Here is a 24,998-nt window from a genome sequence, read left to right as displayed (position 1 = left end):
TTTTTTATTGTTTTCCAGTTACATAATCATAAACAATATCCTCAATTTCCTCGTATAAATCAATTTCAATATTTGAATGAGTCACCGTTTGAATATGTTTCACTAGCATTTCCTGATCTTCTTTTGATATTGGACTGCATTGATATTGTTGAAAACTTTTTATAATCATTTTCTCAATTAATTTTTCGTTCATATTTTTCCCCGCCTGTATGTACGTATGTATTGTTTTATTGTACTTGAAGTGAAATAAAAAAACTACTATGCACTATTTTTGTATAAAAATTCGGTTGAGTATATTATTTTTCTAATAAAATTAAGTTTTTTTAGATTTAAAAATTTATAAATATTTAATTGACTCTATAAATATACAATATTATAATCATACTTAATTTAAAGAATCGATATGAGGAGGAACTTATGAAAGTCGCAATTATTGGAGCCACTGGATATGGGGGCATTGAGTTAATTCGTTTATTAGAACAACATCCATATTTTTCGATAGCATCTCTCCATTCTTTTTCACAAGTTGGTGAGTGTATAACAAATGTATATCCTCATCTTCGAAATGTCCTTTTTCATACGTTACAAGAAATTGATGTGGAGACGATAGGAAAAGAAGCAGAAATCGTATTTCTAGCAACCCCAGCAGGAGTATCGGCGGAGTTAACTCCTAAGTTATTAGCAGAAGGTTTAAAAGTAATTGACCTATCTGGAGACTTTCGTATGATAGATCCTTCGTCATATGAACTGTGGTATAAAAGGCCAGCAGCGAAAGAAGAAATTCTTAGAAAAGCAGTGTATGGGTTAAGTGAATGGAAAAGGACTGGGATTCAAAAGGCAAGTTTAATTGCAAACCCAGGATGTTTTGCTACAGCCACATTGCTAGCGATAGCGCCGTTAGTACGTAGCGGCATGATTGAAGAAGATTCGATTATTATTGATGCGAAATCAGGGGTATCAGGAGCAGGTAAAACACCAACAACAATGACTCACTTTCCTGAGCTATATGATAACTTGCACATTTATAAAGTGAATGAGCATCAGCACGTTCCAGAGATTGAGCAAATGCTTACAGAATGGAATAGTGAATCACAGCCAATTACATTTAGCACACATTTAATACCGATATCACGAGGAATCATGATTACACTTTATGCAAAAGTAAAACAAAAGATGGAAATAAAGCAACTTCAAAAATTGTATGAAGAAACGTATGAACAATCGCCTTTCATCCGAATTTGTACGCAAGGGAAATTTCCAAGTCCAAAAGAAGTGAGAGGCTCAAATTATTGTGATATTGGCATAGCTTACGATGAAAGAGCTGAAAGAGTTACGGTCGTTTCTGTTATAGACAATATGATGAAAGGCGCGGCTGGGCAAGCGATTCAAAATGCAAACATAATAGCGGGACTAGAAGAGACAACAGGTTTACAACATATGCCGCTTTATGTATAAGGGGGACATGGTGATTAAAGTAGCGTCTATTACAAAATTAGAAAATGGTTCAATTGTAACGCCGAAAGGCTTTTCGGCAATTGGTACTGCAAATGGTTTAAAAAAGGAGAAAAAGGATTTAGGTGCCATCGTTTGTGATGTACCAGCATCATGTGCCGCTGTGTATACAACGAATCAAATACAAGCAGCTCCTTTACAAGTAACGAAGGATAGTATAACGGCAGAAGGGAAGTTACAAGCAATTATCGTTAATAGTGGAAATGCAAATGCTTGTACTGGAATGAAAGGATTACAAGACGCATACGAGATGCGCGCATTAGGGGCGGAACATTTTGGGATGAAAGAAAATTACGTTGCAGTAGCTTCAACAGGTGTAATTGGTGTTCCACTGCCGATGGATATAATCCGAAAGGGAGTTGCAACTCTTATACCGACGAAGGAAGAAAGTGAAGCATATTGTTTTTCTGAAGCAATTTTAACGACGGATCTTATAACGAAAGAAACTTGCTATGAAATGATTATTGATGGGAAGAAAGTGGCGATTGCGGGTGTTGCAAAAGGTTCAGGGATGATTCATCCGAATATGGCAACGATGCTTAGTTTTATTACGACAGATGCTCATATAGAGCATGACGTATTGCAAACAGCGTTATCCGAAATTACGAATCATACATTTAATCAAATTACGGTAGATGGAGATACTTCTACGAATGATATGGTCATCGTTATGGCAAGTGGATTATCAGAAACAAGGCCGATAAATATGGAACATACAGATTGGGAAACTTTCGTATGTGCTTTACAGCAAGTATGTGAAGATTTAGCGAAAAAAATTGCGCAAGATGGTGAAGGAGCTACGAAGTTAATAGAAGTAAATGTGCTAGGAGCTCAAACGAATGAAGAGGCAAAAAAAATTGCAAAGCAAATAGTCGGTTCGAGTCTTGTGAAAACAGCAATACATGGTGAAGACCCAAACTGGGGGCGAATTATTAGCAGTATTGGACAAAGTGAAGTAGCTATTCATCCGAACACAATTGACATTACTCTTCAATCTATATCGGTATTAAAAAATAGTGAGCCTCAAATATTTTCTGAAGAAGAAATGAAAGAGAGATTACAAGAAGATGAAATAGTCATTAATGTGTACTTACACTTAGGTGAAGAGACAGGATCAGCTTGGGGCTGTGACTTAAGCTATGAATATGTGAAAATAAATGCTTGTTATCGTACATAAGGAGAGAGAAGATGAGCGATTATATTGTAGTGAAATGCGGCGGTAGTATGTTGAATCAATTAAATGCTGTGTTTTTTGATTGTATAAAGAAATTGCAACAGAAGTATAAAGTGGTGATTGTTCATGGTGGTGGGCCAGAAATTGATGCCAAATTAAAAGATTGTAACATCAACGTAGAAAAAAGAGATGGATTACGCGTAACACCAAAAGAAGTTATGGATGTTGTTCAAATGGTGCTATGCGGAAGTACGAATAAAAAACTCGTAATGAATTTACAAAAGCATAATTTACTTGCTGTAGGTTGTTCAGGGTGTGACGGTAATTTACTTCAAGTTCAACCTGTCAGCGAGGAGATAGGATATGTGGGAGAAGTAAGTTATGTAGAAACAGCCTTATTAAAAGGATTAATAAATATGGGGTATATTCCTGTTATTGCTCCAATCGGGGTAAATGGTAATGAAATTTATAACATAAATGCGGACAATGCTGCAGCTGGGATTGCGGCCGCGTTAGGGGCAAAAGAGCTGATTTTTATTACGGATGTAGATGGAATATTACATGAAGGGAATTTGGTAAAGGAAACGGATGAATCTGAAATTGCAACTTTTATAGAAACAGGTGTTATTACAGGTGGGATGATTCCGAAAGTACAGGCGGCACTAGCATCATTAAAAATGGGAGTGCAAAAGATAAGTATTGTGAATGGTACAAAAGATTTTACTGAGGTTACGGGAGAGTGTATTGGAACGACGGTAACGAAAGGTGTGAGTATTGCATGACGAGTCATCTTTTTCAAACGTATGGCAGAAGAACTATTGAGTTTGTAAAGGGAACTGGAACGAAAGTTATTGATAATAAAGGTAAGCAATATTTAGATTTTACATCAGGAATTGGCGTATGTAATTTAGGACATTGTCACCCTACTGTTCTCAAAGGTGTACAAGAGCAACTTGATGATATATGGCATATATCTAACCTGTTTACAAACAGCTTACAAGAAGAAGTTGCGTCATTATTAACAGAAAATAGAGCATTAGATTATGTGTTTTTCTGTAATAGTGGGGCAGAGGCAAATGAAGCGGCTTTAAAGTTAGCACGTAAGCATACTGGAAAATCTCTCGTCGTAACATGCCAGCAGTCTTTTCACGGTAGAACATTTGGAACGATGAGTGCAACAGGCCAAGATAAGGTAAAAGAAGGATTTGGTCCATTACTTCCATCTTTTTTACATATCCCTTTTAACGATATTAAAGCATTAGAGGAAGTAATGAATGAAGAAGTTGCGGCGGTAATGGTAGAAGTAGTTCAAGGAGAGGGAGGAGTAATACCTGCTGATTTATCTTTTTTGAAAGAGATTGAAACATTATGTAATAAGTTCGGTTCCTTATTTATTATAGACGAAGTACAAACGGGGATAGGAAGAACTGGAACACTATTCGCTTATGAACAAGTGCGAATAGAGCCTGATATCGTTACCGTTGCAAAAGCACTTGGGAATGGGATTCCTGTCGGAGCAATGATTGGCCGGAAAGAGCTCGGAACGTCGTTTACTGCAGGATCACACGGTTCAACTTTTGGCGGGAATTACATCGCGATGGCTGCAGCGAAAGAAGTATTGCAAGTAAGTAAAAGACCATTGTTTTTAAAAGAAGTACAAGAAAAAGGCGAGTATGTATTAGAGAAGTTGCAAGAGGAATTACAGCATGTCGAATGTATTCAAAATATACGTGGTAAGGGGCTTATGATTGGGATTGAGTGTAAGCATGAAGTTGCAAGTTTTATAGAACAACTAGAAAACGAAGGACTTCTCGTATTACAAGCAGGCCCTAATGTTATAAGACTATTACCGCCACTCATTGTCACGAATGAAGAGTTAGAACAGGCAGTATATATAATAAAAAAAGTAGTTTGTACAAAAAACGTATCAATCATATAAGGGGGAAGTTTCATGTCAACTGTACAAGTACCGAAATTAAATACGAAAGATCTTTTAACACTAGAAGAATTAACGAAAGAAGAAATTATTTCTTTAATTGAGTTCGCTATATATTTAAAAAAGAATAAGCAAGAGCCTTTATTACAAGGCAAAATATTAGGGCTTATTTTTGATAAGCATTCAACTCGTACTCGTGTATCTTTTGAAGCGGGAATGGTACAACTCGGGGGACATGGTATGTTTTTAAGTGGGAAAGAGATGCAAATGGGAAGAGGAGAAACCGTTTCAGATACTGCGAAAGTATTATCGCAGTATATTGACGGGATCATGATACGTACATTCTCACACGCGGATGTAGAAGAGCTTGCAAAAGAATCTAGTATTCCTGTTATTAACGGTTTAACGGATGATCATCATCCTTGTCAAGCATTGGCAGACCTAATGACAATATATGAAGAAACAAATACATTTAAAGGAATAAAATTGGCTTACGTAGGTGACGGAAATAATGTATGTCATTCATTGTTGCTAGCGAGTGCAAAAGTCGGAATGCATATGACTGTTGCAACGCCTGTAGGATATGAACCGAATGAAGAGATTGTAAAAAAAGCGTTAGCGATTGCCAAGGAAACAGGAGCTGAAATTGAAGTTTTGCATGATCCTGAATTAGCGGTGAATGAAGCAGATTTCATTTATACTGACGTTTGGATGAGCATGGGGCAAGAGGGCGAAGAAGAGAAATATTCTTTATTTCAACCTTACCAAATCAATAACGAACTTGTTAAGCATGCGAAACAAACATATCGTTTCTTACACTGTTTACCTGCCCATCGTGAAGAAGAAGTAACAGGAGAAATTATAGATGGACCACAGTCTATCGTCTTCGAGCAAGCTGGTAATCGATTGCATGCTCAAAAAGCGTTATTAGTGAGTTTATTTAAAAATGTAGAAGAGCCTTCCTAAAAGGGAGGTTTTTTTATATTAAAATGTCGGATGTATATTTGGTTAACCATTTCGATATCATTTATAATAAAAGAGAAAACTAAATTTGTTTTTCAGAGTGTGTAAGGACATACTACATATAAAAATATAGTTAAAGAGATGATGAGGGTGAAAACAACTAAGAAAACATATTCGTTTTTTCAGCGGATGTGGAGAATATTAAAGTTTCAATATTATAAGTTGCTTCGATCGCCAGAAGGCGCAAAGAAAGTATCGTTAGGGTTTGCTATAGGATTCGGCTTAGAAATGTTAGTCATTTATACGGCATCGCTCGTATATGTAATATTTTATCCAATCGTCAGGTTAGCAAAGGGATCTTTTCCTGCGGCAGTTATTGGCAATATTATTGGGAAAATATCGTTTCTCCCAGTATTTTTATTTCCGCTTGCGTATACGCTAGGAAAAATGATTTATCCATTCCATGTACAGAAAATTCATCATGAACCATTTACGATATCGGACTTGTTTTCAAGTCACATTTTTACGATATTAAAGAGCTTATTACAAAGTGAAGTGTATGTATTAATTGGAATGACGATTTTAGGAGTTGTGTTTGGTCTCATTTCGTATTTCGTTGTGCATTATTTATACGAAAAGAACCGTAAGTTACGCTTGAAGAAAAGGAAGAAACGAGTGAGAGAACCACTTGTACAATTATAAACAATGTCACATTCATTTTCTCCTTTGAATATGTTTAAGAAAAAGGAGGAGAGGATAATGTATTATTATTACGTACCTCAAGTATATCCATATGTAAATTATTATCCGGTTTATGATACGAGTAGACAATACGAATTATATCGGCAACAACAATTACAGCAATTATCACAAATACCACAAATACCACAACAACAGCCTACACAGGAAAAAAAACCATATTTAACAACATGGCCATATTCCAATGTATACTATGGTAACTATTACGAATCATAAAGCTGCTTCTATTTAGAAGCAGCTTTATACGTTTGTTTTCAAAATTAAATTTTGAATGGTTTGAAGAGAATGAATGAGCTTTTCGCGCTCTTCCTCAGATAATGTTTGGAAATTTTCTTTTAGTTTGTCTAAAATGAATTGCTGATACTGATTTACTAATAATTTCCCTTCAGCTGTTAGGGAAATTAAAATGACCCGTCGATCTTTTTCGCTATAATGACGCTCTATTAGTTCTTCTTGAATAAGTTTGTTTAATAGAGGTGTCATGTTAGGCCGTGAAATCGCTAGCCGCTTGCCGATTTCGGAAACTGCTAATGTGCCGTTTTCATGCAAAAGCAGTAATACTTGTGTATGTGATGGCGGCATATGTCTTTGAGAAGAAAATTCTCCAGGAAGCATAAATTTGCGATAAAAAAGAGGCACTAGCGAAAGAAGATGATCAACAATACGTTCCCACTCGCGTGATTCCATATAAAGGCCCCCTTCCACTATCATTGTAACAAAAAAGACATGTTATAAAAATAGAATTGTTTCATGGTCGCTTTAATATTTGTAGGATAACACTTGCTTTGTAAATGTATTGGCAATAATCGCATAGCCGTTATCATTTGGGTGTACTTGGTCAAATAATAACTCTTTTTTATCATTCGATATTAATTTGCGAATTGGCAAAACGATAGATGGTTGATTCACTTTTGCAATGGAATAAACGGATTCATTCCAGCCGTCTAAAAACATATCTGCATAACTTGCGATGGAGTCATCGAGTTGTAACGGGTTATAGAGTTCTGAGAGAATGAGTAAAGCGTCCGGATTTTGATCTCGAACTGTCTTTACAATACTTTTTATATCCGCTTCAAAATGGGCTTTTTCTTTATTTAACATTTTTATACCATCTATAACACCAACATCACGATTTAAACGAAATAAATTATTTCCTCCAATATTAATTGTAATTATATTTGCTGCTCTAATTTTTTCCTTTACATCTTCTGATTGAACTTTTTTAGCGAGACGATCTGTTGTAAGACCGTTTACCCCAAGGTTTTCTACTGTAATTGGTTTATGAATTTGTGCTTCTATTTGCTTAGAAGCTAATTCGGCAAATCCACCTTGTGTCGATCCATATCCTTTAGCGAGTGAATCACCTAATACAAGATGATAAAAAGATTCGTTTGTTTGCTTATCAATCCAATTTGGGGCAGATGTTTTTTCTGTTTTTTCTTCAGATTCATTTTGTTTTGTCTCGTCGTTCTTTTCAAAATAAGAATAAGAAATGATCAGAAGGAGGAGACAAACAATTGTTAAGATGACTTTTTTCATAAATTCATCCTCCTTGTAATTGGTAATTGTATCATATTCAGCAGTATTAGCAATGTAAGGGCATATTATATGTTTATGAAAAGTTTATAATAACTTTACAGAAAATTTGTTGAAGTTTGTCAAAAAATATTGACGATAGGAAAGAACTTTATATATGATAATGTCAGATAAGGTGAAACTTTAATGAGTGGGAGCTTTATTTCCTATTAATTGTTAGTCTTCATCAATCGGGCGTTTAAGGGGACTACTCGTTAGCGCAGGGTGAAATGAAAATTGTGTCTCTAATAGAAGAAAAAAGGTATGTGGTTAGAGACAGATAGGGATTCATTTCATTATTTCTGGTAATTGTATAAGGGGGATTTTTTGTGAAAAAGTCAAAAAAAATGCTAGCTGGAGCAACTCTTGCGATTGGTGTTATAGCGCCGCAAGTAATGCCAGCAACAGCTCATGCAGATGAGAACACTGGGGAGAGTACAGTTAACTTACGAATTCTAGAAACATCAGATATTCACGTTAACTTAATGAATTACGATTATTATCAAACGAAAACAGATAATAAAGTAGGACTTGTACAAACGGCAACACTCGTTAATAAAGCACGTGAAGAAGTGAAAAACTCTGTCCTATTTGATGATGGGGATGCATTACAAGGGACACCGCTTGGGGATTACGTAGCGAATAAAATAAAAGATCCGAAGAATCGTGTGGATCCTAGTTATACACACCCATTATATCGTGTAATGAATTTAATGAAGTATGACGTCATCTCTCTTGGGAATCATGAATTTAACTACGGTTTAGATTATTTAAAGAAAGTGACTAGTAAAACAAAAATTCCGGTTATTAACTCGAATGTCTACAGAGATGACCATGATGGTAATGATGAGAATGACGAGCATTACTTTGATAGACCATATCATATTTTAGAGAAAGAAGTAGTGGATGAAGCAGGCCAAAAACAAATAGTGAAAATTGGTGTAATGGGATTTGTTCCACCACAAATTATGAATTGGGATAAAGCGAATTTAGAAGGACAAGTTAAAGCGAAAGATATAGTTGAAACAGCGAAGAAAATGGTACCAAAAATGAAAGCAGAAGGTGCAGATGTTATCGTTGCACTAGCTCATTCCGGTGTTGATAAAAGTGGATACAACGTTGGTATGGAAAACGCGTCGTATTATTTAACAGAGGTTCCTGGCGTAAATGCAGTATTAATGGGACATTCACATACTGAAGTGAAGGATGTATTTAATGGTGTTCCAGTTGTAATGCCGGGTGTTTTTGGTAGTAACTTAGGTATTATTGATATGCAATTGAAAAAGGTAAACGGAAAATGGGAAGTGCAAAAAGATCAGTCTAAGCCGCAACTTCGTCCGATTGCTGATAGTAAAGGTAATCCATTAGTAGAATCTGATCAAAAATTAGTTAATGAAATTAAAGATGAACATGAAAAGACAATCGAATATGTAAATACACATGTAGGTGAAACGAAAGCACCAATTAATAGTTATTTTTCATTAGTACAAGATGATCCTTCCGTACAAATTGTGACAAATGCGCAAAAATGGTATGTAGAACAAGAACTTAAAAAACCAGAATACGAAAAGATTAAAGATATTCCAGTTTTATCTGCAGGAGCACCATTTAAAGCAGGTGGCCGAAACGGTGCGACATATTATACGGATATTCCAGCTGGAACGTTAGCGATTAAAAACGTTGCAGATTTATACGTGTATCCAAATACGTTATATGCTGTAAAAGTAAATGGGGCACAAGTGAAAGAATGGCTTGAAATGTCTGCAGGTCAGTTTAATCAAATTGATCCAAAGAAAACAGAAGAACAGCCGTTAGTAAATATAGGCTATCCTACATATAACTTCGATATTTTAGATGGCTTAAAATACGAAATTGATGTAACACAACCGGCGAAATACGATAAAGATGGAAAAGTTGTAAATGCAAATGCTAATCGTATTGTAAATATGACATATGAAGGTAAGCTAGTAGCTGACAAGCAAGAGTTCATCGTCGCTACAAATAACTATCGTGGAAGTAGCCAAACGTTCCCAGGTGTAAGTAAAGGGGAAGTTGTATACCAATCACAAGATGAAACACGTCAAATCATTGTGAAGTATATGCAAAAAATAAAAGATATTGATCCAGCAGCTGATCAAAATTGGACATTTAAACCGATTGTTGCAGATAAATTAAATACAACATTTGATTCTTCACCAAATGCACAAAAGTATATAAAGAAAGATGGAAAGATTTCATATGTTGGACCATCTGAAAATGAATTTGCGAAATATGCAATTGATATAACGAAGAAAAATGATGATAAAGAAACTGGTGAAGGAAATCCAACGACACCGCCAACAGGTGGTGGAGAAAATCCAACAACACCACCAACAGAAGAAGGTAATAATGGTAATGAACCAAAACAAGATGGAAATAATACCGGATCTGGACAAACTACAACAGATGATCAAAATACAAAAGAAACAACAACAACTGTAAGTGAAAATAAAGAAGCTGAAAAAGATGAACGTGATTTACCGAAAACAGGTGCAAGTATTGCTTCTACAATTGGAGCTGGTCTTGCGTTTGTTGGAGCGGGATTACTTATGTTATTTAGAAAAAAGAAAGCGAATAGATAGTAGAGAAATATAAAAAGGATTACCAATTTGGTAATCCTTTTTGTTATATTATGAAACTGGTACTGCTTTTTCTTTTTTCCATGAAAGACCGAATCCAGTAAAGCCGACGATAATGGTTACGACTGGACACGCTAAACAGAAGATTGCGTATGGCAGGTAATCGAATGTTGGAACGCTAAGAACGTTTGTTAAGAATACGCCACTTACACCCCATGGTACGAGTGGATTAATTACTGTACCAGCATCTTCTAATACTCGTGATAAATTACGACGTTCTAAACCGACTTCATCGTATTTATTAGCAAATGCTTGTCCTGTTAAAACGATGGATAAGTACTGCTCACCGAGTAAGAAGTTTACACCAATTGCAGTTGAAGCAGTAGAAATAATTAAGCGTGTACTAGTTTTTACGAAGCTAGAGATAATATTCATCAGCTGCGCTATAATACCCATTCCTTGTAATAATCCTCCCATACAAAGAGCTAGGAAAATAAGAGCAATTGACATCATCATACTTTGCAGGCCACCGCGAGATAATAAGCTATCAATATCTTTGATACCAGTTTTAGAAACGTAACCGTCTTGCATAATTTTTATTAAATCAGCTAAAGAAGTGCTAGGTTTAAAAATAAAGAGAATAATAATCCCTACCACAATTCCTGCAAGTAATGTTGGAACTGCGGGTACCTTTTTAAATGCGAATAGGAACAGTAATAAAATAGGAATCAGTGTAACGATAGAAATCGTTGCATTTTTTTCTAATGTGTTAATAAATGCTGAGAAATCAACGTTTCCACCAGATCCGCTTCCTAAAATGAAAAATGCGATAAAAGCAATAATGAAAGCTGGCACTGTTGTCCAAAGCATGTTACGAATATGTTCAAATAAATCTACACCCGTTACAGCAGGCGCTAAGTTTGTTGTATCAGATAAAGGAGACATTTTATCTCCGAAGAATGCCCCAGAAATAATTGCCCCAGCAATAAGAGCTGGATCGTATCCAAGGGCAGTACCCATTCCCATAAAGGCAAGTCCTACAGTTGCAGCAGTTGTAAATGCACTACCGATACTCGTTCCAACAATTGCACAAACAACAAAAACAGTTGGAACGAAAATTTTTGGAGATACAAGTTGGAAGCCGTATACCATTAAAGTCGGAATAGTTCCAGCTGCGATCCAAACGCTAATTAATACGCCTACAAGTAAGAAAATAAATATAGATGGAATACCAGCTGAAATACTACTAATCATCCCTTTCTCCATAGTAGACCAAGAGATTTTCTTCAGGAATCCAAATGCTAATAAAAGAACGATACCAAATAAAATTGGGATGTGTGGTGAAACTTCTAATTGAATAACACTAAAACCAATACAGAAAAAGATAAAAATTGTTAAAAGAACAGACTCAATTTTTGAAACCATTGTTTTCCCCTCCTAAGTAATGTGAAATAGCTCTTTTTTATATAAAATTCGCCAATATTGTATATTTCCTTCTAAATTTTAGAATTTTGTGACAAATTACCGGTAATTGTTGGTTCTTCTATATGATGCGGAAATGATTGGATAAAAAAACGTCCCTGCATATAATTATGCAGGGACGAAGAAATCGCGGTACCACCCTAGCTTGTGAAATGAATGTATCACAAAATAAAGGGTCATATGATATGCGCTTATAAAATAAAAAACGCCCCTGCAATATATGCAGGGACGAAAAATTCGCGGTACCACCCTAAATTGTGAAACAGTGTCGTTTCACCACTCTTTAGACATAACGGTCTATAACCGTCTTTCACTACTCCTCACGTTTCGTAAAAGAAGCTCCAGGGGGTAATTCATAATTCGCTCTGTACTGGTTCGCACCGACCACCAGCTCTCTGAAATCAGAAATCGAAATACTACTAAATCCTATCATCGCCGATTCATATGATGTTAGTTAAATTTTTATCACATTTTCATCTTAAATGTCAATAAAAATATTAAATGTTTTTTTAGGGAAATAAAGGAGAATTGTTTTAAAGCTCTAATTTTGTACGTTATAATGAATTTGAAAGGGGAGGAAAGAGTGAAGAAAAAAATAATTCTTTTTACCACCTTACTAGTCGTTGGCGGAAGTGCTGGAATTTACACAGCTTTTGCGGCTGAATCAGAGCAGTTGAAACAAAAACAAATACAACAGTCAGAAGTGAAGAAAGTAAAAGAAATAGAAGAGAAGAAATCAATGGAAAAAGCAGCAGAGAAACTAGGAGTTTCTACTGAGGGGAAAACAAAAGAAGAGGTTACGAAAGAAGTAAATACCGCTAGGTTTGAGAAGCGTCATGATTTATTAATTGAGCACGCTAAACAACTTGGAATTGATACAGAGGGAAAAAAAGATGAAGAAATTATTTTAGAAATTGGAAAGATACAGCATGGAAAGTAGAACAACTTATCGTATGATAAGTTGTTCTTTTTTAAGAACTATTTGATTTTAAAATAATTGACAGTCATTCGGATTTAATGTTAACTATATTTATAAACAAGTTAACATTAGGAGTGACAGTTGTGACAATAAATAGTAGAACGATTGAAAAATCATCTTATACATATGAAGAATTAGCAGAGAAAAATAAAGCTTACGTATGGCACCCATTTACACAAATGAAAGATTATTTAGAAGAAGATCCTGTCATTATTGAACGTGGAGAGGGAAGAAAGCTATACGATGTAAATGGTAATGAATATTGGGATGGTGTTTCATCTATATGGTTAAATGTTCACGGACATCAAGTACCGGAATTAGATGAAGCAATTCGTGAGCAATTAAATAAAATTGCTCATTCTACTATGTTAGGACTTGCTAACGTTCCATCTATTTTATTAGCAGAAAAAATTATTGAGGTTGTACCAGATGGATTGAAGAAGGTATTCTATTCTGATTCAGGTTCTACCGCTGTTGAAATTGCAATTAAGATGGCTTTCCAATATTGGCAGCATAAAGGGAAACCAAAGAAACAAAGATTCGTTACATTAAAAGAAGCATATCACGGTGATACAATTGGAGCTGTTTCAGTAGGGGCAATAGACTTGTTTCACCAAGTGTATAGTTCGCTCTTATTTGATGCGATTAAAATGCCGTATCCATATACATATCGTTCTCCTTACGGAAATAATAAGGAGGAAATTGTAAAAAGCCATTTAGCAGAAATGGAAGAATTGTTGAAAGAAAAGCATGAAGAAGTAGCTGCCATCATTGTAGAGCCATTAATGCAAGGTGCTGGTGGAATGATTACAATGCCAAAAGGATATTTAAAAGGACTGCGCGATTTATGTACAAAGTACAATGTATTATTTATTACAGATGAGGTAGCGACTGGATTTGGGCGTACAGGGAAAATGTTTGCGTGTGAACATGAAAATGTGACGCCAGACATTTTAACTGCTGGTAAAGGTTTAACAGGTGGATATTTACCAATTGCAGTTACCGTAACGACAGATGAAATATATAATGCCTTCTTAGGAGAATATGAAGAACAAAAAACATTTTTCCATGGACATAGCTATACAGGCAATCCGTTAGGGTGTGCCGTAGCAATCGCGAATCTAGAACTATATGAAAAAACAAATTTAATAGAAGAAGTGGCACGTAAAACGGATTATGTGGCAGCGCAATTAGAAAAGCTCTTTGCGTATAAACATGTAGGTGATATTCGTCAGTGCGGATTAATGGCTGGTATCGAGCTTGTGAAGAATAAGGAAACGAAAGAAGCTTTTGACTGGACAGAAAGAGTCGGTGTTCAAGTATGTAAACGCTCAAGAGAGCTAGGTATGATTTTACGACCGCTAGGTAACACGATTGTATTTATGCCGCCACTTGCTTCTACTTTTGAAGAGATTGATGATATGTTACGCATCTTATATAAGGCAATCTCGGATGTTACGGAGGGAGAATAATGAGTGGTTTTTTCATAACAGCAACTGATACTGAAGTTGGAAAAACAGTAGTTGCAGGTGCTATAGCAGGTGTATTTAGAGAATTAGGATATAACGTAGGGGTATATAAACCGTTGCAAAGTGGGCATGTTGCATCAAACCCTGAGGGAGATGCGGCAAGGTTAAAAGTATTATCAGGTGTACCGACACAAGAAAATGAAATTTGCCCTTATTCTATTGAAGAACCACTTGCTCCGAGACTTGCCATGAAAAGAGCTGGAAGAGTAGTAAAGTTAAAAGAAATTACTGATTACTATAATGAACTATTAAAAGAGTTTAATAGCTTATTTGTAGAAGGAGCAGGTGGGCTTGCTGTCCCATATACAGAAGATGCTTTAGTAATTGATTTTGCAAAAGAATTACAGTTGCCTCTTATTGTAGTAGCTCGTCCTACATTAGGAACAGTAAATCATACAGTGTTAACGATTGCTTACGCAAAGGCGCATGGCTTAACCGTAGCGGGTGTCATTTTATCAGGTTGCAAAGAATGTGAAATGGAAAGAGTGCAAGAAAATAAAGAGATGATTGAAGAGTTGAGCGGGGTACCAGTTTTAGGATTATTACCATTCTTTGAAGGTGAGTTTACGAAAGAAGAAGTATTGGAATCTGCAAAAGAATATATTATGATTTCAAAATTAGAGGAGTTTATCCAAAATGAATCAAACGTGGCGGGCGCACCTTCAATCTAAATTACAACAATTACATAAGCAAGGGCAGTATCGAAATTTATATGTAACAGAGCAGGCAGAAGAGACTTGGCTTATTCGAGATAAAAAAAGGATGTTAAATTTAGCGTCAAATAATTATTTAGGGTTAGCTGGAGATGAAAGGTTAAAAGAAGCTGCTATTGCCTGTACAAAAAGATATGGAACTGGAGCGACTGCCTCTCGTCTCGTTGTAGGAAATCATCCATTATATGAAGAGGTTGAGAGAAGCATATGTGACTGGAAAGGTACTGAAAGAGCTTTAATTGTAAATAGTGGGTATACGGCAAATATAGGTGCCATATCTTCTTTAGCCTCTCGGCACGATATTGTTTTTAGTGATAAGTTAAATCACGCAAGTATTGTTGATGGAATCATATTAAGCGGGGCAGAGCATAAAAGGTATCGTCATAATGATTTGGATCATTTAGAGAAGCTTTTGAAAATGGCTTCGCCTGAAAAGAGGAAATTAATCGTAACAGATACCGTTTTTAGTATGGATGGTGATACTGCGTATTTGAGAGATTTAGTACAACTGAAAGAGAAATACGGAGCAATCATTATAGTCGATGAAGCACATGCGAGTGGAATATATGGAATCGGCGGAGCTGGATTATCTCACATAGAAAAAAATCTTTCTCAAAAAATTGATATACATATGGGGACGTTTAGCAAGGCTTTAGGGTGTTATGGTGCGTATTTGACAGGTGATGAAATTTATATAGAGTATTTACAAAATATGATGAGAAGCTTTATTTTTACTACAGCTTTACCACCAAGTACGTTAGGAGCGGTGCAAAAAGCAATTGAAATTGTAAAAGAAGATAACGAAAGAAGAGAGAACCTTATAGCAAATGGAGAATACTTCAGAACTAAATTAAGGGATGCTGGTTTTGATATTGGGAATAGTTCAACTCATATTGTACCGATTGTAGTCGGTTCAAATGAACATGCTTTACAGTTTAGTAAAAGGTTGCAAGAGGCAGGGATTGCGGCTATTGCAATTCGTCCGCCAACTGTGCCGGTTCATAGTTCTCGAATTCGCTTTGCAGTTACATCGCAACATACAATAGCTGATTTAAAATGGGCTATTGATCGAATTATTCACATTGCGAAAGAAGAGGAGATTTTCGTATGAACGAGCTAAAGATTATTTTTATTCCCGGATGGGGAATGGAAGAGAATATTTGGGATTTAGTAATTCCGTATTTTAAAGGATATCCTGTTCAATGCATAGATTGGCGTAATGTGAAAGAACGAAGTGAATTTGCGGAACGAATTATAGATGTAGCGCATAATGACAACGTAATTTTAGTTGGATGGTCACTAGGGGCGTTAGCAGCAGTTGAAGCTTATAAAAAGATTAAGGCAAAAGGCATCGTATTAATTGGTGGTACTGCTAAATTTACAAGTACGAGCGATTACAGTAACGGATGGAATGCTTTGCATGTAGAACGGCTGAAAAGAAATTTGGCGAGAAGGAAAGAAGATACGCTCAAGCGGTTTTATGAAAATATGTTTACGAAAGATGAGCTAAAAGAGAATAAAAACTTTGAAGACATTGTAGACCGTTTTAAAGGTGATTCTATTCAGTCTTTACAACTAGGTTTAGATTATTTAATAGAAACAGATATGAGAGAAGAACTAAAAGAAATTAAAGTACCTATACTACTTATTCACGGAGAACAGGATGTAATATGCCCATTGTCTGCGGCACGTAGTATGACGGAGAATAGCAGCAGCGAGCTGAAAGTAGTAAGTGAAGCAGGGCATGCATTATGTGTAACGAATTTTGAATATTGTGCAAATGAGATAATTCAATTTGTAGAGGGGATACGACATGATCAACAAAACGTTACTACAAAAACGGTTTAATGGGGCAGCCGTATCTTACGATCGATATGCAAATGTACAAAAAAAGATGGCACATTCATTACTTTCAATCTTAAAGGAACGATATAGTGAAACGGCATCAATACGTATTTTAGAACTGGGATGCGGGACGGGGTATGTAACAGAACAATTATCAAAGTTATTTCCGAAAGCACATATTACAGCAGTTGATTTTGCTGAAAGTATGATTGCGATTGCGCAAACTAGACAAAATGTAAAAAATGTAACGTTTCACTGTGAAGATATTGAGCGATTACGATTAGAAGAATCATATGATGTCATTATTTCAAATGCTACATTTCAATGGTTAAATAATTTACAACAAGTGTTAAGAAATTTATTTCAACATTTGTCTATAGATGGCATATTACTCTTTTCAACGTTTGGACATGAAACATTTCAAGAATTGCATGCTTCGTTCCAACGTGCGAAAGAAGAAAGAAATATAAAAAATGAAACATCGATTGGTCAACGTTTTTATTCAAAAGATCAGTTGCTTCATATATGTAAGATAGAAACAGGGGATGTGCATGTTTCTGAAACATGTTACATAGAGAGTTTTACAGAAGTTAAGGAGTTTTTGCATTCTATTCGAAAAGTAGGAGCAACTAATAGCAATGAAGGATCATATTGTCAAAGTCCCTCACTCTTTCGTGCGATGCTGCGCATATACGAAAGAGACTTCACGGGAAATGAAGGGATAATGGCAACGTATCATGCTTTATTTATGCATATAACAAAAGAGGGGAAGAGATGAAATGAAACAAGTACAAACAAAAAGGGATTGGAAAAAACTTGCATACGACGTAGTGGAAGAAAAGATGATTACGAAAGAAGATGCAATAGCGATATTAGAAGCTGATGATACAGAAGTTTTAGAAATTATGAATGCAGCTTACATTATTCGCCATCATCACTTTGGTAAGAAAGTAAAATTGAATATGATTATTAATACGAAATCTGGATTATGTCCTGAAGATTGTGGATATTGCTCACAGTCTATTATTTCAGAAGCACCAATTGATAAATATGCATGGTTAACGCAGGAGAAAATTGTAGAAGGGGCACATGAAGCAATACGCCGTAAAGCAGGTACATATTGTATTGTAGCGTCTGGTCGTCGTCCGACGGATAAAGAGGTAAATCACGTAATTGGAGCAGTTAAGGAAATTCGTGAAACGACAGACTTGAAGATTTGTTGTTGTTTAGGTTTCTTAAATGAAGATCAAGCAGGACGTTTAGCGGAAGCAGGCGTGCATCGTTATAACCACAACTTAAATACACATGCAAATAATTACGATAGTATTTGTTCAACGCATACGTATGATGATCGTGTTGATACAGTTCAAAAAGCGAAACAAGCTGGTATTTCACCATGCTCTGGAGCGATTTTTGGCATGGGAGAAACAATTGAAGAGCGTGCTGAAATTGCATTTGAATTACAACGTATAGATGCAGATTCTATCCCTTGTAATTTCCTTGTTGCTGTAAAGGGGACACCTCTTGAAGGGCAAAAAGAGTTAACGCCAGTAGAATGTTTAAAAGTACTGGCAATGATGCGTTTTGTAAACCCAACAAAAGAAATTCGTATTTCAGGAGGACGTGAAATCAATTTACGTTCTGTACAGCCAATCGGTTTATTTGCAGCAAATTCTATTTTTGTCGGGGACTACTTAACGACAGCTGGACAAGAGCCGACTGCGGACTGGGGTATGATTGCAGATTTAGGATTTGAGATTGAAGAATGTGCATTATAAGATAGATGAAAAAGCAAACTTGTAAAAGGGTTTGCTTTTTTTGTAAATAAAATGTAATAAATAGTTGTGAACGCTTGGTATTATTGGTTTTTGAGCGAAAAAAAGAATTTTTGTGGACGAATTTTCCAAGCCCTAGTTGTACATAGTAAATATGTAATTTATATTGGGTTGGAGGATTTTACATGTACAAATACATATTAGCGATTATGACTTGTTTAATTTTAATAAAAGCAATAAGTTCTGATCCAGTTAAGGCTGCTGAAAATCCTGAACAAAAAGAGATGCAACAAAGAATCGAACAACACTTTCGAACGAAAGCTGAACATTTTGGATTGAAAACGGAAGGAAAAGATTTAAAGGAAGTTAGAAAAGAAATTACTATTATAGAAGAAGCGAAAAAAAGAGAGAATGTATGGAGAACAGCACAAGCTCTTCATATAAAAACAGAAGGAAAAACGATGAATGAATTAATAAAAGATGTACAAAAAAAGGTGAAAAAATAAAAAGAGGCCGCAGCCTCTTTTTTTATGCCCATTGTTTTGATAAGTGAGCCATTTCAATTGCAGCAACAGCTGATTCATATCCTTTATTACCAGCTTTCGTACCTGCGCGTTCAATCGCTTGTTCAATTGTTTCTGTCGTTAATACGCCGAAAATAACTGGGATGTCCATTTGTAGTGATAAAGACGCAACACCTTTTGCTACTTCATTACAAACGTAATCGTAGTGAGTTGTAGCACCTCGGATTACAGTACCTAATGTAATAACAGCATCATACTTTCCGCTACTAGCCATCTTTTTAGCGATTAAAGGAATTTCAAATGCACCAGGAACCCAAGCAACATCAATATCATTTTCTTCTACACCGTGACGCTTTAATCCGTCTAAAGCGCCGCCAAGTAACTTACTTGTAATAAATTCATTAAAACGTCCAACAACAACTCCAACTTTTAATCCTGTACCAACCAAATGACCTTCGAATACCATAATAAATCTCTCCTTTAATTATAAGTTTAGTAAGTGTCCTAATTTGTTTACTTTCGTTTGTAAATACGATTTATTCTCTTCTTTTGCTGGCATTTGCAACGGTACACGCTCGACTACTTCTAAATCGTAACCTTGTAAGCCAGCAATTTTTCTTGGGTTATTCGTTAATAATCGTAAACTTTGTAAACCTAAATCTTTTAATATTTGTGCACCGATACCGTAATCACGAAGATCAGCAGGGAAGCCGAGTTTTTCATTTGCTTCTACAGTATCGAATCCTTCTTCTTGTAATTTATAAGCACGAAGCTTATTAAGAAGCCCAATGCCTCTTCCTTCTTGTCTCATATAAAGAAGAACACCTTTTCCTTCACGCTCAATTTGAGCAAGTGCTGCATGGAGTTGTGGTCCGCAATCGCAGCGATGTGAACCGAATACATCTCCTGTTAAGCATTCAGAATGAACACGCACAAGTACCGGTTCACCTATTGAAATATCACCTTTTACAAGTGCGATATGTTCTTTCGTATCTAATGAGTTAGAATAGCCAATTGCGTGGAAAGTACCGAAATCTGTAGGTAATGTAATTTCCACCTCTCTCGTCACAAGTGTTTCATGATGGCGGCGGTAAGCAATTAAATCTTCTATTGTAATCATTTTTATATCAAATTGTTTTGCGCATTCTATTAAATCAGGTACACGTGCCATCGTGCCGTCCTCATTTATAATCTCGCAAATAACTCCAGCTGGTTCGGCACCGCATAGCTTTGCTAAATCAACAGCAGCTTCTGTATGACCTGCACGACGCAGGACACCGCCTTCTTTCGCAATTAATGGAAAGATATGTCCAGGTCGATTGAAATCAGTGCCTTTTGATGCGGGATTTAACAATTCTTGTATCGTAGTTGCACGTTCGTGAGCGCTAATCCCTGTTGTTGTAGAAACATGGTCAATGCTCACTGTAAACGCAGTATGATGTGAATCTGTATTATGAGATACCATTGGTTCTAATTGTAGACGTTCTGCGTATCCTTCCGTAATCGGTACACAAACGAGACCACGACCATGTGTAATCATAAAATTAATTGTTTCCGGTGTAATGTACTCTGCTAAAGCAATAAAGTCGCCTTCATTTTCTCGGTTTTCATCATCACATACGATAACGACTTTACCTTGTTTTAAATCTTCTAGAGCTTCTTCAATACGATGAAACATTGTGCTTCCCCCTTATAGAAATCCGTTTTCTTGTAAAAAACTTTCGGTCATTGAACCTACTCGTTTTGCAGGTTTAGTAATAAAGCGTTCGATATATTTACCAATCATGTCACACTCAATATTTACGATATCTCCGGCATTTTTTTCTCCAATGACAGATTCGCTTACTGTGTGCGGGATGAGTGAAATCGTTATGGAAGCTTCGTCTATATCAAATATCGTTAAACTCGTTCCATCAACAGCAATGGACCCTTTATGCAAACAATAGTGTAGCAATTTATCAGAAATTGCTATTTTATAATAGACGGCATTGTAATGTTGTTTTTTAGTTAAAATCGTTCCGATGCCATCAATATGTCCTGAAACGAAATGTCCACCGAATCTTCCATTTGCAGACATTGCCCGCTCTAAATTTACTTTAGAGTGGGGTTTAAGCATGCGAAGCGATGTCGACTGCATCGTTTCAGGCATTGCATCAACTGTAAATGAAGTAGTTGTAAAGTTTGTTACAGTTAAGCAAATACCGTTAACCGCGATACTATCACCTAAGTGAACATCTGATAAAATTTTCTTTGCATCAATCGTTAATTTCATCGCTTCTCCGCTTTGTTGCATGTTTGCTATCGTTCCTAATTCTTCTACAATTCCTGTAAACATTCCGTCACCTCGTTTCGGGCATTCGCAACGATTTTTATATCATCACCAATTTGTTTCATCTCTTGAATTTTCAAGGAAAGCGCATCTTGTAATTTTGAAAAACCATTTCCTCCAAATAAAGTAGGAGCATCTTTTCCACCAATTAATTTCGGGCTTATATAGGTTACAATTTCATTGAAATTGTTTGTTTTTAAGAAACTTGCATGAATTGATTGGCCACCTTCAACGAATAGAGAAAGAATTTGTTTCTCTCCAAGAAAGGAAAGAAGGTCCTCGATTTCTATATGCTTCGTTTCCATTTGGAATATAGCTATATTTTTAGAATTATAAGAAGATATCTTCTCTTTCTTTACATCCTTACCGACAATAATCCATGTCGGTGCTAAACCATCTGTTATAACATGAGAAGATGGTGGCGTTCGTAAATGGGTATCTAAAACAACGCGAATAGGATGTTTCCCACCATTTGGAATTCTTGTTGTTAAATGAGGATTATCAGCTATAACTGTATTCACTCCAACAAGAATTGCATCATGTGTATGGCGATATTGGTGAACATCAGCACGTGCTTCTTCACCTGTAATCCACTTACTTTCACCAGTTACAGTTGCTGTTTTTCCATCTAAGCTCATCGCTGTTTTGATTGTTACAAAAGGGCGTTTCATTTTCATGTAGTGAAAAAAGTAGCGATTTAATAAAACTGCTTCTGCTTCAAGAACACCGGTAGTTACTTCAATTCTAGCTTCCTCTAATCTTCTTTTTCCGTTACCAGAAACGAGCGGATTACAATCGAGAGTAGCAATTACCACACGCTTAACTCCTTTTTCGATGAGCAATTCACAACAAGGTGGTGTTTTTCCAAAGTGGCTACACGGTTCCAGTGTTACATAAACGGTAGCGTCTTTGGCGTTCTGACCAGCCATTTGAAGGGCATGAACTTCTGCGTGTTCTTCACCAGCTCGTAAATGAGCCCCCATACCAACGATGTTTCCATCTTTTACAACAACAGCACCAACCATAGGATTTGGACTTGTTTGTCCTGATGTTCCTTCTGCTAACTGCAGGGCAATCCTCATATATTCTTGATCTGTCATTTTCTTCACCTCTCCTAAAAAAATCAAAAAACCCCAAGGATTTAATATCCTTGGGGTTTGGGAGACGTGATTTCTAGAAATATAGTTTGAATACGAAAGCATAGGAAAGAAACCTAACGATAATTGATATTTCTGCATAAGGAAAAAACCTAGCAAAATATCGAATTTTTAAACGCTAGTTGTCTCTTTTTATTTCAGTATAAAAAATAAGTATAGAAAATTAAACATATATAAAGAATCAAAATGAATCTTTAAAAATATGCATACTGAAATAAAAGTGTATTCACTATATAAAAAACTAGAAACATATCCTTCTCCCATCCAGACTATACTGTCGGCCCTAGAGTTTCACTAGATCCACCGTTTTCGAGTTGAAAACGGGTCACGGACTTAGAAGTTTTCACTTCATCACCGCCGGTTGGGAATTTCACCCGACCCCGAAGGATGCTGTTTGCTCAAATTATAGCACAAAAAAAATAAAAGGCTAGTAAAAAATATTCGAATGTGAAGAATTGTGTGAAAATATATGTGGGCTGGAATGGAAATAAAAGTATTAGAAATGTTGTAAGGAGAAGGGATATAACGGAGTTGCTAAAAAGAAAAAACATGCACAAAAAAATGTGCATGTCACATGTAAAATTATTCTGCCTCTGGTGCTCTAACAACAGACTCGAATTTACCTTTATGCGAAGCGTCGCAATAAGGCATATTTTTTGATAAACCACAACGGCATAAAGAAAATGCCGGTTTTGCTGGGAATACATTCCCTTGTGAGTCGACTAATTCCACGTCCCCTGTAACGCGAAAAGAGCCATTATCATTTACTTTAATTTGTACTTTTGCCAACGTTATCCCTCCTTCCCAAACGCTTAATTTCATCATATAATCAAGGGAAGTGCTTGACAATATAAAAAGAGCACTTTGTTTGAGAAAGAAGAGAGTGTTATAATAGTTTTCATAACTGACTAGAGTAAGGTGACGAGAGATGGATAAACAATTACATACATTACGAAACATTGCAAATGAGCGCACGTGGGCATCATTTTTGAATGATAATCATCCATATAGTTTGTTACATTGGTCCATTGCAGGTGTAGGGCAAGAGGCAAAGGATGTTTGGTTACTTCAAGATGAAGTAACATTTCAAACGACAGAATTCCCAACGTTAGATGATGCAATGCAATGGATTTCTGAAAATATGGAACAAGTTACAGACGTTTTAGCGCAATAAAAAAACAGGCTTATGCAAGCCTGTTTTTTGTTTCTTTCACATATGTGTTTAAAAATTGATCGATGGCTGCTTCGTACTCTTCTTTATTTTCGTTATAAGAGCAAGCGTGTGCACCACGTTCTGCAATATAAAGTTGTTTATTGTTTTCTTTTGCTTCATATAGTGATTTCGTCATATCAGCTAAAATATAATCATCATCTTTACTATGAATAAAGAGGACGGGATTGTTAATATTTTTTATACAATCAATTGGTGAAACTTCGCGAATCGTATAACCGTCACGCACTTTTAAAAAAGCATTTGCTAAAGGTAATAAAGGCCATTTTGGTAAATGGAATTCAACCTTTAAACGGTGCTGTAATTGTCCGTGAAAATCAGAGAAAGGACAATCTGCAATATAGAAATCAGCACCATCTTCTACAAGTCCTGCGTATTGAAGAAGTGTTGCAGCTCCCATAGATTCACCATGAATACCGAGTGTTATATTTGTTCCAAAGCGACTTTTTAGCCAGTCAACTACAGATTTTAAATCATGTTTTTCATAGTATCCATAGCTTGTTGTTTTTCCGCCAGTTTTACCATGACGACGATGATCATAAATAACGACATTATACCCTCTGTTTAAAAATAACCTTGCATATTTTACAGAGTTCATTTTATTTACAGTTACGCCGTGACAAAAAATCATAAACTTATTGGAATGACCAGCAGGAATGTAATAGCCGTGAAGATCATATCCGAATTGTGAAGGAATATGAATTTCTTCTTTATGAAGAGCATCAAAATCTTCTATACGAAAATGTTTTTTCGTTTCTCTTTCGAGTACTTCTTCCTCTGTTTTTTTCTTTAAATACATCACTTTATTTGTAAAGAAAATCCCAAGGGCTGTTATCGCACCTAGTACAGTAAACAATGCTGCAAAAAAACGTTTCATACTTTACCTCATCCTCCAAA

General features: G+C 35.9%; 27 protein-coding genes, 1 riboswitch and 1 other annotated feature. Of the genes, 17 read left to right on the top strand and 10 right to left on the bottom strand.

All coding sequences use genetic code 11. From position 1 onward, the window contains the following. Nucleotides 1-4 precede the first annotated feature (4 nt). Nucleotides 5-193 (bottom strand): YqzH family protein, encoded by a 189-nt coding sequence (locus DOS87_RS22905; RefSeq protein WP_001003222.1) that lies wholly within the window; start codon nucleotides 191-193, stop codon nucleotides 5-7. 224 nt (nucleotides 194-417) lie between these two features. On the opposite strand from DOS87_RS22905, the gene argC reads away from it, so the two are divergent. The 7 genes from argC to DOS87_RS22870 all read left to right on the top strand — a co-directional run bounded on the left by argC (nucleotide 418) and on the right by DOS87_RS22870 (nucleotide 6,560). Next, complete coding sequence (argC, locus tag DOS87_RS22900) at nucleotides 418-1,455, top strand: N-acetyl-gamma-glutamyl-phosphate reductase (protein WP_000861240.1); 1,038 nt, start codon at nucleotides 418-420, stop codon at nucleotides 1,453-1,455. Between the two features lie 10 nt (nucleotides 1,456-1,465). Beyond that, nucleotides 1,466-2,689 (top strand): bifunctional glutamate N-acetyltransferase/amino-acid acetyltransferase ArgJ, encoded by a 1,224-nt coding sequence (gene argJ / locus DOS87_RS22895; protein ID WP_000598384.1) that lies wholly within the window; start codon nucleotides 1,466-1,468, stop codon nucleotides 2,687-2,689. A gap of 11 nt (nucleotides 2,690-2,700) precedes the next feature. Beyond that, nucleotides 2,701-3,468, top strand: a complete 768-nt coding sequence (gene argB / locus DOS87_RS22890; RefSeq protein WP_001286792.1) for an acetylglutamate kinase — start codon at nucleotides 2,701-2,703, stop codon at nucleotides 3,466-3,468. Next, on the top strand, nucleotides 3,465-4,625 hold the full coding sequence (locus DOS87_RS22885) for an acetylornithine transaminase (protein ID WP_000200545.1): 1,161 nt from the start codon (nucleotides 3,465-3,467) through the stop codon (nucleotides 4,623-4,625). Before argB ends, DOS87_RS22885 begins: the two co-directional genes overlap by 4 nt. A gap of 12 nt (nucleotides 4,626-4,637) precedes the next feature. Then, nucleotides 4,638-5,588 (top strand): ornithine carbamoyltransferase, encoded by a 951-nt coding sequence (gene argF / locus DOS87_RS22880; RefSeq protein WP_000108861.1) that lies wholly within the window; start codon nucleotides 4,638-4,640, stop codon nucleotides 5,586-5,588. A 138-nt stretch (nucleotides 5,589-5,726) separates the two neighbouring features. Further along, entirely contained in the window at nucleotides 5,727-6,287 is a 561-nt protein-coding gene (locus tag DOS87_RS22875; protein WP_003309896.1) for a DUF2062 domain-containing protein, read from the top strand. A gap of 57 nt (nucleotides 6,288-6,344) precedes the next feature. After that, a complete protein-coding gene (locus tag DOS87_RS22870; RefSeq protein ID WP_000291955.1) occupies nucleotides 6,345-6,560 on the top strand; it encodes a hypothetical protein in 216 nt (71 codons plus the stop codon). Between the two features lie 24 nt (nucleotides 6,561-6,584). On the opposite strand, the gene DOS87_RS22865 is transcribed toward DOS87_RS22870, so the two are convergent. Further along, a complete protein-coding gene (locus DOS87_RS22865) occupies nucleotides 6,585-7,031 on the bottom strand; it encodes a MarR family winged helix-turn-helix transcriptional regulator (protein WP_000445819.1) in 447 nt (148 codons plus the stop codon). A 72-nt stretch (nucleotides 7,032-7,103) separates the two neighbouring features. Next, a complete protein-coding gene (locus tag DOS87_RS22860; protein WP_098577831.1) occupies nucleotides 7,104-7,883 on the bottom strand; it encodes a GDSL-type esterase/lipase family protein in 780 nt (259 codons plus the stop codon). Between the two features lie 365 nt (nucleotides 7,884-8,248). Between DOS87_RS22860 and cpdB the strand changes: the two genes are divergently transcribed. Next, nucleotides 8,249-10,540, top strand: a complete 2,292-nt coding sequence (gene cpdB, locus DOS87_RS22855; RefSeq protein ID WP_098577830.1) for a bifunctional 2',3'-cyclic-nucleotide 2'-phosphodiesterase/3'-nucleotidase — start codon at nucleotides 8,249-8,251, stop codon at nucleotides 10,538-10,540. A gap of 48 nt (nucleotides 10,541-10,588) precedes the next feature. On the opposite strand, the gene nhaC is transcribed toward cpdB, so the two are convergent. Continuing rightward, a complete protein-coding gene (gene nhaC, locus DOS87_RS22850; RefSeq protein ID WP_000253730.1) occupies nucleotides 10,589-11,962 on the bottom strand; it encodes a Na+/H+ antiporter NhaC in 1,374 nt (457 codons plus the stop codon). Between the two features lie 278 nt (nucleotides 11,963-12,240). Then, nucleotides 12,241-12,461 (bottom strand) — a binding site (T-box leader). Nucleotides 12,462-12,602: 141 nt separating this feature from the next. Here nhaC and DOS87_RS22845 point away from each other — a divergent pair. From DOS87_RS22845 to DOS87_RS22810, 8 genes are all read left to right on the top strand, one after another. Continuing rightward, entirely contained in the window at nucleotides 12,603-12,959 is a 357-nt protein-coding gene (locus DOS87_RS22845; RefSeq protein WP_000726908.1) for a hypothetical protein, read from the top strand. 77 nt (nucleotides 12,960-13,036) lie between these two features. Next, nucleotides 13,037-14,470 (top strand): adenosylmethionine--8-amino-7-oxononanoate transaminase, encoded by a 1,434-nt coding sequence (gene bioA / locus DOS87_RS22840; protein ID WP_142330559.1) that lies wholly within the window; start codon nucleotides 13,037-13,039, stop codon nucleotides 14,468-14,470. Further along, entirely contained in the window at nucleotides 14,470-15,198 is a 729-nt protein-coding gene (bioD, locus tag DOS87_RS22835) for a dethiobiotin synthase (protein WP_000012478.1), read from the top strand. Before bioA ends, bioD begins: the two co-directional genes overlap by 1 nt. Then, a complete protein-coding gene (bioF, locus tag DOS87_RS22830) occupies nucleotides 15,164-16,351 on the top strand; it encodes an 8-amino-7-oxononanoate synthase (protein ID WP_208730127.1) in 1,188 nt (395 codons plus the stop codon). The genes bioD and bioF overlap by 35 nt, the downstream gene beginning before the upstream one ends. Then, entirely contained in the window at nucleotides 16,348-17,088 is a 741-nt protein-coding gene (locus DOS87_RS22825; RefSeq protein ID WP_001004158.1) for an alpha/beta fold hydrolase, read from the top strand. The genes bioF and DOS87_RS22825 overlap by 4 nt, the downstream gene beginning before the upstream one ends. Further along, nucleotides 17,054-17,863: a malonyl-ACP O-methyltransferase BioC gene (gene bioC / locus DOS87_RS22820; RefSeq protein WP_000608912.1), complete on the top strand. Its 810-nt coding sequence runs from the start codon at nucleotides 17,054-17,056 to the stop codon at nucleotides 17,861-17,863. Before DOS87_RS22825 ends, bioC begins: the two co-directional genes overlap by 35 nt. Nucleotide 17,864: 1 nt before the next feature. Continuing rightward, on the top strand, nucleotides 17,865-18,863 hold the full coding sequence (gene bioB / locus DOS87_RS22815; RefSeq protein WP_000815856.1) for a biotin synthase: 999 nt from the start codon (nucleotides 17,865-17,867) through the stop codon (nucleotides 18,861-18,863). A 182-nt stretch (nucleotides 18,864-19,045) separates the two neighbouring features. Next, nucleotides 19,046-19,366 carry a hypothetical protein gene (locus DOS87_RS22810; RefSeq protein WP_000280032.1) on the top strand — a complete coding sequence of 107 codons (321 nt, stop codon included), beginning with the start codon at nucleotides 19,046-19,048 and terminating at the stop codon, nucleotides 19,364-19,366. A gap of 22 nt (nucleotides 19,367-19,388) precedes the next feature. On the opposite strand, the gene ribH is transcribed toward DOS87_RS22810, so the two are convergent. The 5 genes from ribH to DOS87_RS22785 form a co-directional block, all read right to left on the bottom strand. Continuing rightward, nucleotides 19,389-19,850, bottom strand: a complete 462-nt coding sequence (ribH, locus tag DOS87_RS22805; protein WP_000230895.1) for a 6,7-dimethyl-8-ribityllumazine synthase — start codon at nucleotides 19,848-19,850, stop codon at nucleotides 19,389-19,391. 18 nt (nucleotides 19,851-19,868) lie between these two features. Beyond that, on the bottom strand, nucleotides 19,869-21,062 hold the full coding sequence (ribBA, locus tag DOS87_RS22800) for a bifunctional 3,4-dihydroxy-2-butanone 4-phosphate synthase/GTP cyclohydrolase II (RefSeq protein WP_000469006.1): 1,194 nt from the start codon (nucleotides 21,060-21,062) through the stop codon (nucleotides 19,869-19,871). 12 nt (nucleotides 21,063-21,074) lie between these two features. After that, nucleotides 21,075-21,719, bottom strand: a complete 645-nt coding sequence (gene ribE, locus DOS87_RS22795) for a riboflavin synthase (protein ID WP_079245892.1) — start codon at nucleotides 21,717-21,719, stop codon at nucleotides 21,075-21,077. Continuing rightward, nucleotides 21,701-22,813 (bottom strand): bifunctional diaminohydroxyphosphoribosylaminopyrimidine deaminase/5-amino-6-(5-phosphoribosylamino)uracil reductase RibD, encoded by a 1,113-nt coding sequence (ribD, locus tag DOS87_RS22790; RefSeq protein WP_042595623.1) that lies wholly within the window; start codon nucleotides 22,811-22,813, stop codon nucleotides 21,701-21,703. The genes ribE and ribD overlap by 19 nt, the downstream gene beginning before the upstream one ends. Nucleotides 22,814-23,118: 305 nt before the next feature. Continuing rightward, nucleotides 23,119-23,262: riboswitch (FMN riboswitch) on the bottom strand. A gap of 190 nt (nucleotides 23,263-23,452) precedes the next feature. Further along, nucleotides 23,453-23,659, bottom strand: coding sequence for a CDGSH iron-sulfur domain-containing protein (locus DOS87_RS22785; protein WP_001151582.1), 207 nt, complete (start codon nucleotides 23,657-23,659; stop codon nucleotides 23,453-23,455). Nucleotides 23,660-23,798: 139 nt separating this feature from the next. Here DOS87_RS22785 and DOS87_RS22780 point away from each other — a divergent pair, with 139 nt between their 5' ends. Next, nucleotides 23,799-24,044, top strand: coding sequence for a DUF2552 family protein (locus DOS87_RS22780; protein ID WP_000360793.1), 246 nt, complete (start codon nucleotides 23,799-23,801; stop codon nucleotides 24,042-24,044). Between the two features lie 10 nt (nucleotides 24,045-24,054). Here DOS87_RS22780 and DOS87_RS22775 read toward each other — a convergent pair whose 3' ends face one another. Then, nucleotides 24,055-24,978: an alpha/beta hydrolase gene (locus DOS87_RS22775; RefSeq protein ID WP_000819241.1), complete on the bottom strand. Its 924-nt coding sequence runs from the start codon at nucleotides 24,976-24,978 to the stop codon at nucleotides 24,055-24,057. Nucleotides 24,979-24,998: the final 20 nt, after the last annotated feature.

Origin of the sequence: Bacillus sp. CR71 (assembly GCF_003429245.1) — a bacterium.
GTDB lineage: Bacteria > Bacillota > Bacilli > Bacillales > Bacillaceae_G > Bacillus_A > Bacillus_A thuringiensis_S.
This window is presented reverse-complemented; position numbering and strand designations above follow the sequence as displayed.